12 protein-coding genes are annotated in these 15,486 nt (G+C 63.1%); 10 read left to right on the top strand and 2 right to left on the bottom strand.

All coding sequences use genetic code 11. The annotated features are described in order from the left end of the window. Positions 1 to 93 precede the first annotated feature (93 nt). On the bottom strand, positions 94 to 789 hold the full coding sequence (locus CEJ45_RS16770) for a hypothetical protein (RefSeq protein WP_088756189.1): 696 nt from the start codon (positions 787 to 789) through the stop codon (positions 94 to 96). A gap of 211 nt (positions 790 to 1,000) precedes the next feature. Next, on the bottom strand, positions 1,001 to 1,747 hold the full coding sequence (locus CEJ45_RS16765; RefSeq protein ID WP_088756188.1) for an LOG family protein: 747 nt from the start codon (positions 1,745 to 1,747) through the stop codon (positions 1,001 to 1,003). Between CEJ45_RS16765 and polA the strand changes: the two genes are divergently transcribed. The 10 genes from polA to CEJ45_RS16715 all read left to right on the top strand — a co-directional run bounded on the left by polA (position 1,748) and on the right by CEJ45_RS16715 (position 15,472). After that, entirely contained in the window at positions 1,748 to 4,510 is a 2,763-nt protein-coding gene (gene polA / locus CEJ45_RS16760) for a DNA polymerase I (RefSeq protein WP_088756187.1), read from the top strand. A 373-nt stretch (positions 4,511 to 4,883) separates the two neighbouring features. Continuing rightward, positions 4,884 to 6,581 (top strand): methyl-accepting chemotaxis protein, encoded by a 1,698-nt coding sequence (locus CEJ45_RS16755; protein ID WP_088756186.1) that lies wholly within the window; start codon positions 4,884 to 4,886, stop codon positions 6,579 to 6,581. 211 nt (positions 6,582 to 6,792) lie between these two features. Then, complete coding sequence (locus CEJ45_RS16750) at positions 6,793 to 7,677, top strand: dienelactone hydrolase family protein (RefSeq protein WP_034330920.1); 885 nt, start codon at positions 6,793 to 6,795, stop codon at positions 7,675 to 7,677. Positions 7,678 to 8,078: 401 nt separating this feature from the next. Continuing rightward, complete coding sequence (locus tag CEJ45_RS16745; RefSeq protein WP_088756185.1) at positions 8,079 to 9,098, top strand: PDR/VanB family oxidoreductase; 1,020 nt, start codon at positions 8,079 to 8,081, stop codon at positions 9,096 to 9,098. Between the two features lie 61 nt (positions 9,099 to 9,159). Continuing rightward, entirely contained in the window at positions 9,160 to 10,149 is a 990-nt protein-coding gene (locus CEJ45_RS16740; RefSeq protein ID WP_241517364.1) for an ABC transporter substrate-binding protein, read from the top strand. Positions 10,150 to 10,218: 69 nt separating this feature from the next. After that, the gene (locus tag CEJ45_RS16735; RefSeq protein ID WP_088756183.1) at positions 10,219 to 11,205 is read left to right on the top strand and encodes an isopenicillin N synthase family dioxygenase; all 987 of its coding nucleotides are present in this window, start codon (positions 10,219 to 10,221) and stop codon (positions 11,203 to 11,205) included. A gap of 114 nt (positions 11,206 to 11,319) precedes the next feature. Next, complete coding sequence (locus tag CEJ45_RS16730; protein ID WP_088756182.1) at positions 11,320 to 12,351, top strand: aromatic ring-hydroxylating dioxygenase subunit alpha; 1,032 nt, start codon at positions 11,320 to 11,322, stop codon at positions 12,349 to 12,351. Positions 12,352 to 12,368: 17 nt separating this feature from the next. Beyond that, positions 12,369 to 13,241 carry an ABC transporter ATP-binding protein gene (locus tag CEJ45_RS16725; RefSeq protein WP_061790468.1) on the top strand — a complete coding sequence of 291 codons (873 nt, stop codon included), beginning with the start codon at positions 12,369 to 12,371 and terminating at the stop codon, positions 13,239 to 13,241. Next, positions 13,225 to 14,028 (top strand): ABC transporter permease, encoded by an 804-nt coding sequence (locus CEJ45_RS16720; protein WP_088756181.1) that lies wholly within the window; start codon positions 13,225 to 13,227, stop codon positions 14,026 to 14,028. Before CEJ45_RS16725 ends, CEJ45_RS16720 begins: the two co-directional genes overlap by 17 nt. Before the next feature lie 28 nt (positions 14,029 to 14,056). After that, entirely contained in the window at positions 14,057 to 15,472 is a 1,416-nt protein-coding gene (locus CEJ45_RS16715; RefSeq protein WP_088756180.1) for an amidohydrolase family protein, read from the top strand. Positions 15,473 to 15,486: the final 14 nt, after the last annotated feature.

The following is a 15,486-nucleotide window of genomic DNA, read 5'->3' as shown; positions in this document are numbered from 1 at the left end:
CGGGGCCCTCGCGTTTCTTCATCGAAATGATCAATAAGGCAACAGGCGAACGCGAGTGCGGGTGGCCGCTTTGCGTGTGATCCGGCCCCCGCGCTAGTCCAGCAGCGGGATACGGGTGCTGATCCAGTCGGCCAGGGTGGGCGGCATGGGGACGACCTTGACGAAATCTTCATCTTCGCCTTCGCTGGCGTCGAAGTAAGCCAGGTGGTCGCGCGCGTAGTCGATCAGCTGCGGGTAGGGACCGCCCCAGTGCACGGTGAAGTATCGTACCGCGCGTGCTTCCCCCTTCTCATCGAAGATCCGCAGGCGGATATGATCGCGCCGGTTGGCATCGCTACCGCTGCCGCACAATTCGACGCGGAACTGCTCGCCCCGGTAATGGCGCAGGCCGCCATTGAGCTTCTGGGTGTACATCTCGCATTGGCGGTAGTGCGGGCGGGTGGTGCTCACCAGCGCGATGGCCACGCCATAGCTCATCACCAGCATGTAGAGCAGGGTGGTCGTCTGGTAGGCCGTACGCCAGCGCGGCTTGGCCAGCACGATGACTCGGCCCATGCCGTAGTAAAACCAGGCCAGGGTGCCGGCCATGAGCATGGCCGCCAGCCAGTACAGGTTTTCACGATGTTGCTGCAGTGCGCTGCGCCACTGGTGCAGTCCCCATTGCTGCAGCAGATCGTGGGGCAGCAGCAGCAGGGTGGCGCCTGCGGCCAGGGGCAACAGGCACAGCAGCAGTGCTGCGTGGAGCGTCCCCAGCAAGAGCTGCGTGAAGTAGGCGCGGGCGAGGGGCATGGCAATGCAAAGGCAGGAAAATGGAGGGAAGCTTCATGTAGTTGCCTTGCATCATGAATTCTTGGGCGGTTGTTTCAAATCGTACGTTGGTGAGGGGAAGTGAACTATTCTTCGCCTATCCACGGCGCGACGCGGTCTGGCGCGTACAAAGGAAAAGGCCGGAACGCATCGCTGCGCGCCGGCCTTCGCAGGGGCAATGACTGAGGGCGGATTACAGGTACATCCCGCTCTGCCGCTCCGCTTCCTGCTGGGTTTCCGCAGGCTTGGACTTCTCGGCGTGGAATTTCTGGATCGCTGCCAGCACGTCGGCAGGTTCGTCGATCACCTGCAGCAGGTTCACGTCCTTGGGCGAGATCATGCCGTCGTCGACCAGGCGGGTCTTGATCCAGTCCACCAGGCCGGCCCAGAACTGGCTGCCCACCAGGATCACCGGCATCATGCGCGACTTGCCGGTCTGCATGAGGGTCAGTGCTTCGGTCAGCTCATCCAGAGTGCCGAAACCGCCTGGCAGCACCACATACGCATCGGCGTATTTGACGAAGGCCACCTTGCGCGCAAAGAAATGACGGAAGGACAGCGAGATGTCCTGCCAGGAATTGCCGTGCTGTTCGTGCGGCAGTTCGATGTTCAGGCCCACCGAAGGGGATGCGCCTTCGTAGGCGCCCTTGTTGGCCGCCTCCATGATGCCGGGGCCGCCGCCGGAGATGACGGCATAGCCGGCGTCGGAGATCAGGCGGGCGATCTCCACACACAGTTGATAATGGGGATTGTCGGGCTTGATCCGGGCAGAACCGAAGATGGAAACGGCAGGACGCAGCTCGGAGAGACGTTCGGTCGATTCGATGAATTCTGCCATAATCGTGAGTACATGCCACGACTCGCGCGCCTTCTTGGCCGTCGCGCGTTCGATGTCCCCCACCTCCCGCAGACGCGGGACATTTTTTCCTCTCTGTTCCATATGCAAAAAACCTTGTTGTTAGTTGATGGTTCCAGTTACCTCTATCGGGCCTTCCATGCACTGCCCGATATGCGTAACGCGGAAGGCGCGCCCACCGGTGCGCTGTACGGCATCATCAATATGCTGCGCCGACTGCGCAACGATTATCCCGCAAGTTACGTTGCCTGTGTGTTCGACGCCAAGGGCAAGACTTTCCGTGATGATCTCTATCCCGACTACAAGGCTACCCGCAAATCCATGCCGGAAGACCTGGCATTGCAGATCGAACCGATCCACGCCGCGGTACGCGCACTGGGCTGGCCGATCCTGATGGTCGAGGGCATCGAGGCCGATGACGTCATCGGTACGCTCTCGGTCCAAGCCACCGCCGCCGGACTCGATACCATCGTTTCCACCGGCGACAAGGACATGGCCCAATTGGTCAACGAACACGTTACCTTGGTCAACACGATGAGCAATGAAGTTCTCGACATTGCCGGCGTGACCGCAAAATTCGGCGTGCCGCCCGAGCGCATAGTCGATTACCTGAGCCTCATCGGCGACACCGTCGACAACGTGCCCGGCGTCGAGAAGTGCGGCCCCAAGACGGCCGTGAAGTGGCTCTCCGCCTATGGCTCGCTCGATGGCGTCATGGCCAATGCCGACAAGATCACCGGCGTGGTTGGCGAGAACCTGCGCAAAGCCCTGGACTGGCTGCCACAAGGCCGCGTACTGGTGACGGTCAAGACCGATTGCGACCTGTCGGCGCACATGAAGTCCATCCTTGAATCGCTGACCATGCAGCCGGTGGACAAGGAAGTGCTCAAGGATCTTTTCACTCGCTACAACTTCCGCACCTGGCTGCGCGAGCTGGGCGAGGGCAGCGAGCCCGCTGGCGCCAAGGCACCGCTGGTTGGTGCCAGTGCCGCTGCGGCACTGGAAACGCCGGCCCAGGGTGGCCTCTTTGCCGCCGCGCCCAAGGTCGAGTACGAGACCGTGCTTACCGATGCGCAGCTGGATCAGTGGATCGCTGCCATCAACGCCGCCGAGCTGACCGCCGTCGATACCGAGACCACCTCGCTGGACGCGATGCAGGCCGAGCTGGTCGGCATCTCGCTGTGCTGCGCGCCGGGCCGTGCTGCCTATATTCCGGTGGCGCACAGCTATCAGGATGCCCCCGCACAATTGTCGCGCGACCACGTGCTGGCCAAACTGAAGCCCTGGCTGGAAGACGCCAGCAAGCCCAAGCTCGGCCAGCACCTGAAATATGACAGCCACATCTTCGCCAACTACGGCGTGCGCCTGGCGGGCGTGAAGCACGACACGCTGCTGGAATCCTACGTCTTCGAATCGCATCGTCCGCACGACATGGACAGCCTGGCTGCGCGCCACCTGGAGCGCAAGACCATCACCTATGCCGAAGTCTGCGGCAAGGGCGCCTCCCAGATCGGTTTCAATGAAGTGGCCATTGAACGCGCCACCGAATACGCTGCCGAAGATGCCGAAGTCACGCTGGCCCTGCATCACGCCATGTGGCCGCAGATCGAGCATGATGACAAGCTGCGCTTCATCTACGAGAAGATCGAAGTGCCCACCTCGGTGGTGCTGCAGAAGATCGAACGCAATGGCGTGCTGATCGACAGCGAGCGCCTGGGCCAGCAATCGCACGATCTTGGCAAACGCATGCTGGAAATCGAACAGCAGGCCTACGACCTGGCCGGCCAACCCTTCAACCTGAATTCGCCCAAGCAGCTGGGCGAGATCCTGTTCGGCAAGCTGGAGCTGCCAGTGGTCAAGAAGACGGCCTCGGGCGCACCGTCCACCGATGAGGAAGTGCTGCAGAAACTGGCCGAGGATTATCCGCTGCCCAAGGTGCTGCTGGACTATCGCGGCCTGGCCAAGCTCAAGTCCACCTATACCGACAAGCTGCCCAGGATGATCAACCCGGCCACCGGCCGCGTGCATACCAACTATGCACAGGCGGTGGCGGTCACCGGGCGCCTGTCCTCCAACGAGCCGAACCTGCAGAACATCCCGATCCGCACGCCCGAAGGCCGCCGCATCCGCGAAGCCTTCGTCGCACCCGAAGGCTGCGTGATCGTCTCGGCCGACTATTCGCAGATCGAATTGCGCATCATGGCGCACATCTCCGAAGACGAGAACATGCTGAAGGCCTTCGCCAACAACGAAGACATCCACAAGGCGACCGCCGCCGAAATCTTCGGCATCGCCCCCGAGCAGGTCGAGTCCGAGCAGCGCCGCTATGCCAAGGTCATCAACTTCGGCCTGATCTACGGCATGAGCGCTTTTGGCCTGGCCGGCAACCTGGGTATCGAACGTTCCGCCGCGCAGATGTACATCGACAAGTACTTCATGCGTTTCTCGGGCGTGAAGCGCTACATGGATGAAACGCGCCTGCAGGCCAAGGCGCGCGGCTACGTGGAAACCGTCTTCGGCCGCCGCCTGTGGCTGCCCGAGATCAACTCGCCCAACGGCCCGCGCCGGCAAGGCGCCGAGCGCGCGGCGATCAATGCGCCCATGCAGGGCACCGCGGCCGATCTCATCAAGCTGGCCATGATCGCCGTGCAGGACTGGCTGGAGTCGACCGGCATGAAGAGCCGCATGATCATGCAGGTCCACGATGAACTAGTACTCGAAGTGCCCCAGGATGAGCTTGACGTAGTACGCGAAAAGCTGCCGGAATTGATGAAAAATGTTGCGGAGCTGAAAGTTCCCTTGCTTGCCGAGGTCGGAATCGGTAAGAATTGGGACGAAGCGCATTAATCTTCACACCCCCTCCCGGAACATGCGGCTTTCCGCCGCGCGTCAGCGAGGGGGGTGAATGATTAGGTAAAAAGCAAGATTGGCAGGAAGGCAAGCTGATGCCGTGACGCGACCCGTGTGGTCAGCAGGTGTCAGCACCGTCTACCAAGCCAGCACCTGAATGACAAGACAAGCAGACCGGCGTCGCAACCGCAGACGAACAAAGACGGGATGACGCCCTGGGTGGTACCGGACGGGGTCCGGGCAACCGAGGCTGAGGCAGGAAGGCAGGGGACAAGCACATTCATTACCGGCCATGACCGCATGCGGTTCGTGGCCGTCGTCATCTCCGTCTTTCCGTCCGGCCTCCGATGAACACATGGGAGGAGACGTCATGAAGTCAGGAATGAAGGTAGGTACGCGCCTGGGGCTCGGGTTTGCGTGGGTGGTCTTGCTGCTGGTGCTGGTGACCGGCTTTGGCATCTTCAACATGCACCAGGTGCAGGGACGCTTCACCCATGTGGTGGAGGTCAAGAATCCCGAGAGCGCACTGGTCAAGGAGATGCTGGAAACGGTGGGCGAGCGCTCCATCTCGCTGCGCAACCTCATGCTGCCCGCCGCGCCCGAAGACGTGGATATCGAAGCGCAATACATCGAGGGCCAGACCCAGAAATACAAAGTGGCCGCGCAGAAGCTGCAACAGCTCTTTGCCGACTCCGCCGACACCACCGAGGAAGAAAAGGCGGCCCTGCCCAAGATCCAGGCGCAGGCCGCTGCCGCCGAGAAGCTCATCAACGAGGCCGTCGAATTCGGCAAGCGCCGCGAGGCCTATGAACTGGCGCAATTCCTGAAGGAGCAATACCTGCCGGTGCAGAAATCCTGGCAGGTCGAACTCAAGGCGCTGGCCGCGCTGGAGGACAAGCTCAACCGCGAAGCCGCTGACAGCAGCGCCGCCGCCTATGCTCGCGCGCGCCTGCTGATGCTCATCATCAGCGCCATCGGCGTGGTCACCGCGATCCTGGCAGCGATCTGGATCACCCGCCAACTGCTGCGCAAGCTGGGTGGCGAGCCGGATTACGCCGTGCAGATCGCCGGCCAGATTGCCGAAGGCGACCTGGCCGTCGTGATCGATACCCGCGCCGGTGACAATGACAGCCTGCTGGCCGCCATGCGCGTGATGCGCGACAAGCTGGCGGCGATCGTGTCGGAAGTGCGGCGCGGTTCCGAGACCATCACCACTGCTTCCACCGAAATCGCACGCGGCAACCTCGACCTTTCCAGTCGCACCGAGCAGCAGGCCGGCGCCCTGGAAGAAACCGCCTCCTCCATGGAGCAGCTCAATTCCACCGTCAAGCAGAATGCCGAGAATGCGCACCAGGCCAACGACCTGGCCCTGGCGGCCTCCGACGTGGCGGTACAGGGCGGCAGCATCGTCTCGCAGGTGGTGGAGACCATGCAGTCCATCAATGCCTCCTCGCAGAAGGTGGCCGACATCGTCAGCGTGATCGATGGCATCGCCTTCCAGACCAATATCCTCGCACTCAATGCGGCGGTGGAAGCGGCGCGTGCGGGCGAGCAAGGGCGCGGCTTTGCCGTGGTCGCTTCCGAAGTGCGATCGCTGGCGCAGCGCTCGGCCTCGGCCGCCAAGGAAATCAAGGTGCTCATCGGTGACTCCGTCGGCAAGGTGGAAAACGGCAGCAAGCTGGTCGAGCAGGCCGGCAGCACCATGACCGAGATCGTCACCAGCATTCGCCGCGTCACCGACGTGATGACCGAGATCACCCACGCCAACCGCGAGCAGAGCAGCGGCATCGAGCAGGTCAACGAGGCCATCATCCAGATCGACGACATGACCCAGCAGAACGCCGCGCTGGTCGAACAGGCGGCGGCGGCGGCCCGCCAGCTGCAGGAACAGGCGGCCGGATTGCAGCAACTGGTGAGCGTGTTCCGCATCGATGCGGAACAGGCGCGCGTGACTTCGTCCACTTCTGCAACTTATGCACAGGCCGCTTCGGCTGAGCGCGTCATCGACGTCACGCCCGGTGCGCCGGAGCTGCCGGGCGGCCATGCGGGACTGGCGGTGCAGGGCTGAAGCAGGGTCAAAACCTGGTCAAGCCGCGCGCAACACGTTCTGCCGATTGCGGTTAGACTCCGGCAGGGGATGAAGCCGGCGTGCGCAACATGCCAGCCTATCCGGTGCCATGAAAGCGGTCTGCAAGGACCGCTTTTTCATGTTGGCGCTTCCCCGCATCACCATCACTTCCACCACAACGAGGCCAAGTGCCACCAAGATGGAGAACCCGATGAACGACCTTCGCAATGATTTCAACAGCCTGCTGGGCCAGAGCAACCTGTCCGGCAACGCTGATCGCCGCACCTTCCTCAAGACCGCCCTGGGCACCGGCTTTGCCGCCGCCGTGCTGCCGGTGTGCGCGCAGACCATGATCAAGACCGATACCCAGGGCCTGACGGCAGGCGAGGTCTCCATCGAGGTCAACGGCCAGCGTGTGCCGGCCTATCGCGCCCAGCCCGAGGGCAAGACCGGCCTGCCGGTCATCATCGTGGTCTCCGAGATCTTCGGCGTGCATGAGCACATCGCCGACATCGCGCGCCGCTTCGCCAAGCTGGGCTACCTGGCCATCGCACCGGACTTCTTCGTGCGCCAGGGCAATCCCATGGCCTATACCTCCATCGCCGAGCTGCAGAAGGAAATCATTTCCAAGGTGCCCGATGCGCAGGTGATGGGCGACATCGATGCCTATGTAAAGTGGGCCGGCGAGAACGGCGGCGACATCAAGCGCCTGGGCATCAACGGTTTCTGCTGGGGCGGCCGCATCGTATGGCTCTACAGCGCCCACAACCCCCAGGTCAAGGCCGGGGCCGCGTGGTACGGCCGCCTGGTAGGCGACAAGACTGCGCTGTTCCCGCAGCAGCCCATCGATATCGCGCCCACGCTGAAGACCCCGGTCATCGGCCTCTACGGCGGCAAGGACCAGGGCATCCCGGTCTCCACCGTGGAGCAGATGAAGGAAGCCCTGCAGAAGGCGGGCAACAAATCCGAATTCCATGTGTACATGAATTCGGGCCATGCCTTCAACGCCGACTACCGTCCCAGCTATGTGGAGGCGGATGCCAAGGATGCATGGGGCAAGGTCGTGGCCTTCTTCAAGCAGCACGGCGTGGCCTGATGCTGATGCAATAAATCGACGAGCTTCTTGTTGGTGCGCTTCTGATGCAGATCAAGGCAGGGCGCACCAAGATGTGCAGCGCGCAGGCAAAGGGACGGAGTTTTCCGTCCCTTTTTCATTGAATCGCAGAAAGAACACATGGGTTTACGACGCTGCCGGCCTTGGCACGCCGTTTGCTAAAGAAGCGATTGAGTAGAAGCGGCTAGCAGTCGGTAACCAAGACACTTACCTTCTCGCGGGGCATTGCTCGTGACGCCATCGGAGCCTTCCGATGGTCCCTCTCTTTTGACAGGACACGAGACCATGCACATTGCCCGAGCGCCCTCTCATTCTGCGTTGCCGTTTTTCGCAACATGTCGTCCAAATAATTCCCTTTTCGGCAATGGCATTCGAGGTGGGCGATGAACGCCGTCACCGATCGATTCAACGGCAGTGCCGCCAACACGCTGCGGTTGCGGGTAAGAGCCGTGCGCCATGCGGCCGAAGGGATTCGTCTCTTTGAACTGGTGGCGCAAGACCACGCCGCATTGCCGCCCTGGACCCCGGGCGCCCACCTGCGCCTGCATTTGCAGGACGGTCTGGTGCGTGCCTATTCCCTCTGCAATACACCGCAGCAGCGCGACTGCTACGTGATTGCCGTCAAGCGCGAGAGCGATTCGCGCGGTGGTTCCGCCTTCCTGCATGAACAGGTACAGGAGGGCGATTCGATCAGCGCATCGCCTCCCGTCAATGCCTTCCCCTTCGTCGCCGACACGCGCGCGCCGCTGCTGCTGGCCGCCGGCATCGGCATCACCCCGCTGCATGCGATGGCCGCCGAGATGGCGGCGCAGGGCAGGCGTCATCGCCTGCATTACTTCGCGCGCAGCCTTGCCCACGCTGCATTTTTCCATGAGCTGGCCGCCTGTTCGCAGGGCATGTCGCTGCACCTGGGGCTGGACGGTATCGAGACCGGGCGTGCCATTGCAGCGGCACTTGCCGCCGTGCCGTCTTCGTCGCCGCTCTATGTGTGCGGACCTGCACCTTTCATCGAGGCCGCGCGGCGGCATGCGCAACTGGCGGGCTGGCGCGAAGAGGACATTCATTTCGAATTGTTCGCTGCGCCTGTGATGGCGACTGCCGAAACGCCATCCGCTGCGCAGGCTCATGCCGAAGAGCGCGTGTTCGAACTGGTCCTGCAGCGTTCCGGCCTGCGCTGTGAGGTACAGCCCGGCCAGAGCATCGTCGCTGCCGCCGCGCAAGTGGGCGTGGTCATTGGCACCTCCTGCGGCGAAGGTTTCTGCGGCAGTTGCGAGAGCACCGTGCTGGAAGGCCAGCCCCTGCATCGTGACAGCGTGCTATCCGACGCCGAACGCGCGGGCGGACGCCGCATCCTGCCTTGCGTATCGCGCTGTGCCGGCACGCGACTGGTCCTGGATCTGTAATTGGTTAGTACGCAAAGCAAGTTCAACCCACCTGGAGAGGAAGGCTATGAAGAAGCAATCGATGCAAAAGCGGACATTCCTGCGGCAGCTGGCCGCGCTGTGGCTGGGCGCGGCTGCCCTGTCGGTGACGGGTCTGGCCCACGCCGAGGACAAGGTCACGCTGCTGTCGAACTGGTATGCGCAGGCCGAGCACGGCGGCTTCTACCAGGCAGTGGCCAAGGGTATCTATAAAAAATATGGGATGGACGTGACCATCAAGATGGGTGGCCCGCAGGTCAACAACATGCAGATCCTGGTGGCGGGGCAGGCTGACTTCAGCATGGGCTATGACTTCGCGGTGATGAAAGGCATCGAGCAGGGGCTGCCGCTGGTGACCGTCGGTACCTCTTTCCAATCCGACCTGCAGGGCATGATGACGCATGACGATGTCAGCAGCCTGGGCGGCCTCAAGAACAAGACCATCCTGGTCGCGGGATCGGGCCAGTCAAGCTGGTGGCCGTGGTTGAAATCCAAATACGGATACACCGATGCGCAGTCCAAGGCCTACACCTTCAACCTGCAGCCCTTCTTTGCCGATCCCAATATTGCGCAGCAGGCTTATCCCTCCTCCGAACTGTTCCAGGCCGACAAGGCCGGCGTGAAGAGCAAGTTCTTCCTCTTCGCCAGCGACGGCTACCCGCCCTATGGCACCACCATCGTCACCCTGCAGAAGACGGTCGCCACCAAGCCTGACCTGGTGCAGCGCTTCGTCAAGGCCACCGCCGAAGGCTGGAAGAGCTACCTGGAAGATCCGGCACCGGCCAATGCCCTCATCAAGGCCGACAACAAGAACATGGGCGATGAGCAGCTGGCCTATGCGCTGGGCAAGCTCAAGGAACTCAAGGTCGTCACCGGTGGGGATGCGGCCAAGCTGGGCATTGGCGTGATGACCGATGAGCGCTGGAAGCAGACCTATGACGTCATGGTCGCCACCGGCCTGCTCAAGGCGGGCACCGATTACCACAAGGCCTACACCACCCAGTTCGTCAAGGACATGAAGGTCATGCCCTGATGTTGTGATCCGCTGGTCGCTGCTGCCTTGTGCCGCCCGCAGCAGCGATCCGTTTAGCGTGAGGACGCCATGATCCCCTACACAGTACCCATGACCGCGCGCCGCATTCCGGTGATCGATTTTGCCGATGCATTCTCGCCCGAACGGGCCCGCCGCGAGGCGCTGGCCTGGGAGATCCACAAGATCTCGCGCGACGTGGGGTTCTTCTACCTCGTCAATCACGGTGTTGCGCCTGCGCTGGTGGAGCAGCAGTTCGACTGGGCGCGGCGTTTCTTTGCCTTGCCCCAGGCCAGCAAATCGGCCATCGACATGCGCCGCTCGCCCTCCGGCTACGGATACGAACGCATGGGCGCACAGGCCCTCGATGAAGGCTCGCCCGCTGACCTGAAGGAGGGCTTCCAGTTCGGCTTCGACATCGCGCCCGATCACCCGTATGTGCAACGCGGGCTGCTGCGTTATGGCCACAACCTCTGGCCGCAGGACCTGCCGGGCTTCGAGGCGCACTCACGTTTGTATTACGAGGCCGTGCGCGCACTGTCGCATCGCCTGCTGGGCGTCATCGCGCTGTCGCTGGAGATGCCCGAGGATTTCTTCGAACCGGTGCTGCAGGCACCCATCGCCACCCAGCGCATGCTGCACTACCCGCCGCAGCCCGACGGTGCCCGGCCCAACCAGATCGGTGCCGGGGCCCATACCGATTGGGGACTGGTCACCATCCTCGCGCAGGACGACATCGGCGGACTGGAAATCTGCAATGCCGATGGCCAGTGGGTGAGCGCGCCGCCCATCGCCGAAAGTTTCGTGGTCAACATCGGCGACCTGCTGCAGCGCTGGAGCAATGACCTGTATCACAGCAATGCGCATCGCGTGCTCAATGCGGGCAGCGCGCCGCGCTATTCGTTGCCGTTCTTCCAGGATGGCGACCAGGCCGCCGTGGTGGCCTGCCTGCCCAGTTGCTGCAGTGATGAACGCCCTGCGCGCTACGCACCCTGCACCATCGGTGACTACCTGGAAATGAAAGTGAAACAGACCTTCGGGGCAGTGGCGGCGGCCTGAGCTGCCGCATGACACCTTGAAGCCAACGTATTTCGGCGAAGGCGACCATGTTGGCACGCCGGCCGGAGCACTGCGGACCATGGCGTTCGCAGTCCAAGCAGAAGGAGCAACCTCATGCTGGTAACTCAACAAAAAGTCCTGCGCAAGTTCTGGTACGCGCTCATGCCCGTCACGCAGTTGAAGGACGGTCCGCAGCCCTTTACGCTCCTGGGTGAGAAGCTGGTGGTCTGGTTCAAGGAGGATGGCTCGCCCGCCGCCCTGCAGGATCGCTGCTGCCATCGCACGGCCAGGTTGTCCAAGGGCTTCGTGGAGAACGGCAACATCGTCTGCGGCTATCACGGCTGGACCTTCAACGGCGAGGGCGCCTGCGTGCGCGTGCCGCAGAGCGTGGACGGCAGCGTGCCCTCCGGCGCCTGCGTGAAGTCGTATTTCTGCAAGGAGCGCTACGGTTACGTGTGGGTGGCGCTGGAAGAACCGCTGCGCGATATCCCGGAGTTTCCCGAGGACGGTGCGCCCGGTTATCGCCGCATCTTCCAGTTCTACGAACGCTGGGAAACCAGTGCCCTGCGCATGATGGAAAACTCCTTCGACAACTCCCACTTCAGCTACGTGCATCGCGCCACCTTCGGCCTGTACGACCAGCCCAAGCCGGAGAAATACGAGATCGAGGAAACCGACTACGGTTTCGAAGCCGAAACCCGGGTGCCCATCAAGAACGTCCCGGCCAGCCATCGCGTCACCGGCAGCACCGCCGATACCACGGTACGCCACATGTTCAACCGCTGGTACCTGCCCTTCGTGCGTCGCTTCGGCTGCACCTATCCGGAGAGCGGCCGCCATCACATCATCTACAACTGCGCCACGCCCATCGATGATGGCGCCATCATGCTGTCGCAATGGCTCTATCGCAACGATACCGAGGAGCAGTGTTCCGAAGCCGAGCTGATCGCCTGGGATGCGCCGATCCTGGTGGAAGACCGCGAGATCCTCGAAGCCACCGACCCTGACGCCTGCATCGACGTGCGCCGGCGCCAGGAATTCCACATGGCCTCGGACCGGCCCGGCCTCATCATGCGCCGCATGCTGCTGCAATTGCTGGAAGAGCACGGCGAATCCGAAGTGTTCCGCATCCACCCCGCTGCATGAACCCGCCAGGAGATCCCATGGACAGAGACGAATTCGCCATGTCGCAGGCCGCGGCATGGGAGCAGGAGAGGGCGGCCGCTGGGGCCGCTGTGGCTGATATGCCGCCGGTGCTGTCGGCACAGCGGGTGGAGAAAACCTATCGCAACGGCACGCGCGCGCTCGATGAGGTCAGGCTCGATATCGGGCGCGGCGAGTTCGTCTCGCTGCTGGGGCCCTCGGGCTGCGGCAAGAGCACCTTGCTGAAGATGTTCGCCGGGCTGGAAGAACCGTCCCACGGCCACATCCGCTGGTGGGGCGGCAACCTGGCCACGGTCGGTACGCCCGAACGGACGCTGGCCATGGTGTTCCAGGAGGCCACCCTGATGCCGTGGGCCACGGTGGAGCAGAACGCCAGGCTGCCGCTGGAGCTGCGCCACGTACCGCGCGCGCAGGCCGATGCGCGGGTGGCCGAGGCCTTGAAACTGGTGGGCCTGGAAAAATTCCACAAGGTGCTACCGCGCGAACTCTCGGGCGGCATGCAGATGCGTGCCTCCATTGCCCGTGCGCTGGCCACCTCGCCCAATCTGCTGCTGATGGACGAGCCCTTCGGTGCCCTCGATGAATTCACCCGCAACAAGCTCGACGCCGACCTGCGCGACATCTGGAGCAAGCAGGACCTGACCGTGGTCTTCGTCACCCACAGCATCTATGAAGCGGTGTTCCTTTCCTCGCGCGTGATCGTGATGGCAGCCCGCCCCGGGCGGGTGATTGCCGATGTGGCCATCGAGGTGGACGGTCCGCGTGATGAAGCTTTCCGTATTTCGGCCCCCTTCATGCAGTACTGCAAAACGCTTTCCGATTACCTCACGCTGGCCAACCAGCAAGGAGACGGCCATGAAGCCCAACACTGATCCGCTGGTCAATCGTCCCGGGTTCTGGCGCGTGGTAGCGCCCCTGTCCATTGGCATCGCCTTGCTGCTGATGTGGCAGATCGTCTGCACCCTGCTGGAGGTGCCGCCTTACCTGGTGCCCACGCCCGCGCTGATCGCCAAGACCCTGGTGGCTGATTGGGGCATGCTGATGGAGTCGCTGCTGGTGACGCTGAAGATCACTTTCCTGGCCTTCGTGCTGGCGGTGATCCTGGGGGTGGCCATTGCCTTCGTGTTCGTGCAGAGCCGCTTCATCGAGGTCAGTCTGTTTCCTTACGCGATCATCCTGCAGGTCACGCCCATCGTCGCCATCGCCCCGCTCATCATCATCTGGGTCAAGGACACCACGGCTGCGCTGACCGTATGCGCGACCATCATGGCGCTCTTTCCCATCATCTCCAACACCACCCTGGGACTGCGCAGCGTCAATCCGGGCCTGCTCAACCTGTTCCGGCTCAACAAGGCCACGCGCTGGCAGACCTTGCGCCGCCTGCGCATCCCCAGCGCCTTGCCGTATTTCTTCGGTGGCCTGCGTATTTCAAGCGGGCTGGCGCTGATCGGGGCGGTGGTGGCCGAGTTCGTGGCCGGCACCGGTGGCACCGGATCGGGGCTGGCCTACCAGATCCTGCAGGCGGGTTTCCAGCTCAACATTCCACGTCTGTTTGCGGCCCTGCTGCTCATCACGTTGACCGGCATCCTGCTGTTCTGGCTGATGAGTGCGCTCTCGCGCGCCATGCTGGCCGGATGGCATGAGAGCGAGATGGCATGATGACGACCTTCCACGGAGCCGACACGCCATGAACACTTTTTTGATCCGCAACTTGCAGGCCATCCTCACCGGCCTGCCCGGCGAGGCCGCGCGCCACGCCGGTCCTGACATCCGCGTGGCCGACGGCGTGATTGCCGCCATCGGAAAGCTCGACGCACTGCCCGGTGAAAGCGTGATCGATGCCGGCGATTGCGTGGCCTATCCGGCCTGGGTCAATACCCATCATCACCTGTTCCAGTCGCTGCTGAAGGGTGACCCGCTGGGCATCAATGCCACGCTCACGCCCTGGCTGGCGGCCACGCCTTATCGCTATCGCGCCAAGTTCGATGCCGGGTTGTTCCGCCTGGCTGCGCGCATCGGCATGGTCGAACTGATGCGCTCGGGCTGCGGCACGATTGCCGATCACAACTACCTGTATTACCCCGGCATGCCTTTCGATACCTCGGAGATCCTGTTCGAGGAAGCGGAAAAGCTGGGCCTGCGCTTCGTGCTGTGCCGGGGCACCGCCACCCGCACGCGGCAGCTGGAGGCGGAGTTGCCCAGTGCGCTGCGGCCGGAGACGCTCGATGCTTTCCTGCGCGACATGCAGCGCCTGGCCAAGCGCTTCCATGATCCCGCGCCCGCTTCGATGCGGCGCGTGGTGATGGCACCGACCACGCCCCTCTATTCGGCCGCCCCGGAGGAAATGCGCACCATTGCCGATGCCGCGCGGGAGCTGGGTTTGCGGCTGCACAGCCATCTCTCGGAGACGGTCGGCTACCAGGACAGCGCGCATGCCATGCATGGATGCCGGCCTGTGGAGTTCTGCGAGCGCATCGGCTGGCTGGGGCCGGACGTGTGGTTTGCCCACCTGGTCAAGCTCGATGCAGAGGAAATTGCCTTGCTGGGAAGTACCGGAACGGGCATCGCCCATTGCCCGCAAAGCAACGGTCGCCTGGGCAGTGGCATCGCCCCGATCCGGGCACTGGAGGCGGCGGGCGTGCCGGTATCCATCGGTGTTGACGGCGCGGCCTCCAACGAGGCCGCCGACATGATCTCGGAAACGCACGCCGCCTGGCTGATGCAGCGCGCCCGGCGCGGTCAGGAAGCCACCCCCACATTCCGGGGCGGGGCCTTCGAAGGCGGTGCCGATGAAGCGACGGTGGAGGATGTGGTGCGCTGGGGCAGTACCGGTGGCGCCCGGGTGCTTGGCCTGGATGGACTGCAGGGATTGCAGGTGGGTCAGCAAGCTGACATCGCCTTGTACCGGCTGGACGATCCGCGCTACTTCGGCCTGCATGATCCGGCCATCGGCCCCGTGGCCTCGGGTGGCCGGCCTTTCCTGAAGGCAATGTGGGTCGGGGGCCGTGCCGTGGTTCGCGATGACGCCATCCCCGGCGTGGATCTGGCCGAACTCGGTGCGCAGGCGAGGCAGGCCGTGAAAAAGATGCTTGAGGGCAATTGATGGCTGCAAAGCCG

Origin of the sequence: Herbaspirillum aquaticum (assembly GCF_002213425.1) — a bacterium.
GTDB lineage: Bacteria > Pseudomonadota > Gammaproteobacteria > Burkholderiales > Burkholderiaceae_D > Herbaspirillum > Herbaspirillum aquaticum.
This window is presented reverse-complemented; position numbering and strand designations above follow the sequence as displayed.

Excerpts from the sequence above, each read along its gene's own strand:
- CEJ45_RS16770 (WP_088756189.1), bottom strand. The coding sequence starts at position 789 with ATGCCCCTCGCCCGCGCCTACTTCACGCAGCTCTTGCTGGGGACGCTC.
- CEJ45_RS16765 (WP_088756188.1), bottom strand. The coding sequence starts at position 1,747 with ATGGAACAGAGAGGAAAAAATGTCCCGCGTCTGCGGGAGGTGGGGGAC.
- polA (WP_088756187.1), top strand. The coding sequence starts at position 1,748 with ATGCAAAAAACCTTGTTGTTAGTTGATGGTTCCAGTTACCTCTATCGG.
- CEJ45_RS16755 (WP_088756186.1), top strand. The coding sequence starts at position 4,884 with ATGAAGTCAGGAATGAAGGTAGGTACGCGCCTGGGGCTCGGGTTTGCG.
- CEJ45_RS16750 (WP_034330920.1), top strand. The coding sequence starts at position 6,793 with ATGAACGACCTTCGCAATGATTTCAACAGCCTGCTGGGCCAGAGCAAC.
- CEJ45_RS16745 (WP_088756185.1), top strand. The coding sequence starts at position 8,079 with ATGAACGCCGTCACCGATCGATTCAACGGCAGTGCCGCCAACACGCTG.
- CEJ45_RS16740 (WP_241517364.1), top strand. The coding sequence starts at position 9,160 with ATGCAAAAGCGGACATTCCTGCGGCAGCTGGCCGCGCTGTGGCTGGGC.
- CEJ45_RS16735 (WP_088756183.1), top strand. The coding sequence starts at position 10,219 with ATGATCCCCTACACAGTACCCATGACCGCGCGCCGCATTCCGGTGATC.
- CEJ45_RS16730 (WP_088756182.1), top strand. The coding sequence starts at position 11,320 with ATGCTGGTAACTCAACAAAAAGTCCTGCGCAAGTTCTGGTACGCGCTC.
- CEJ45_RS16725 (WP_061790468.1), top strand. The coding sequence starts at position 12,369 with ATGGACAGAGACGAATTCGCCATGTCGCAGGCCGCGGCATGGGAGCAG.
- CEJ45_RS16720 (WP_088756181.1), top strand. The coding sequence starts at position 13,225 with ATGAAGCCCAACACTGATCCGCTGGTCAATCGTCCCGGGTTCTGGCGC.
- CEJ45_RS16715 (WP_088756180.1), top strand. The coding sequence starts at position 14,057 with ATGAACACTTTTTTGATCCGCAACTTGCAGGCCATCCTCACCGGCCTG.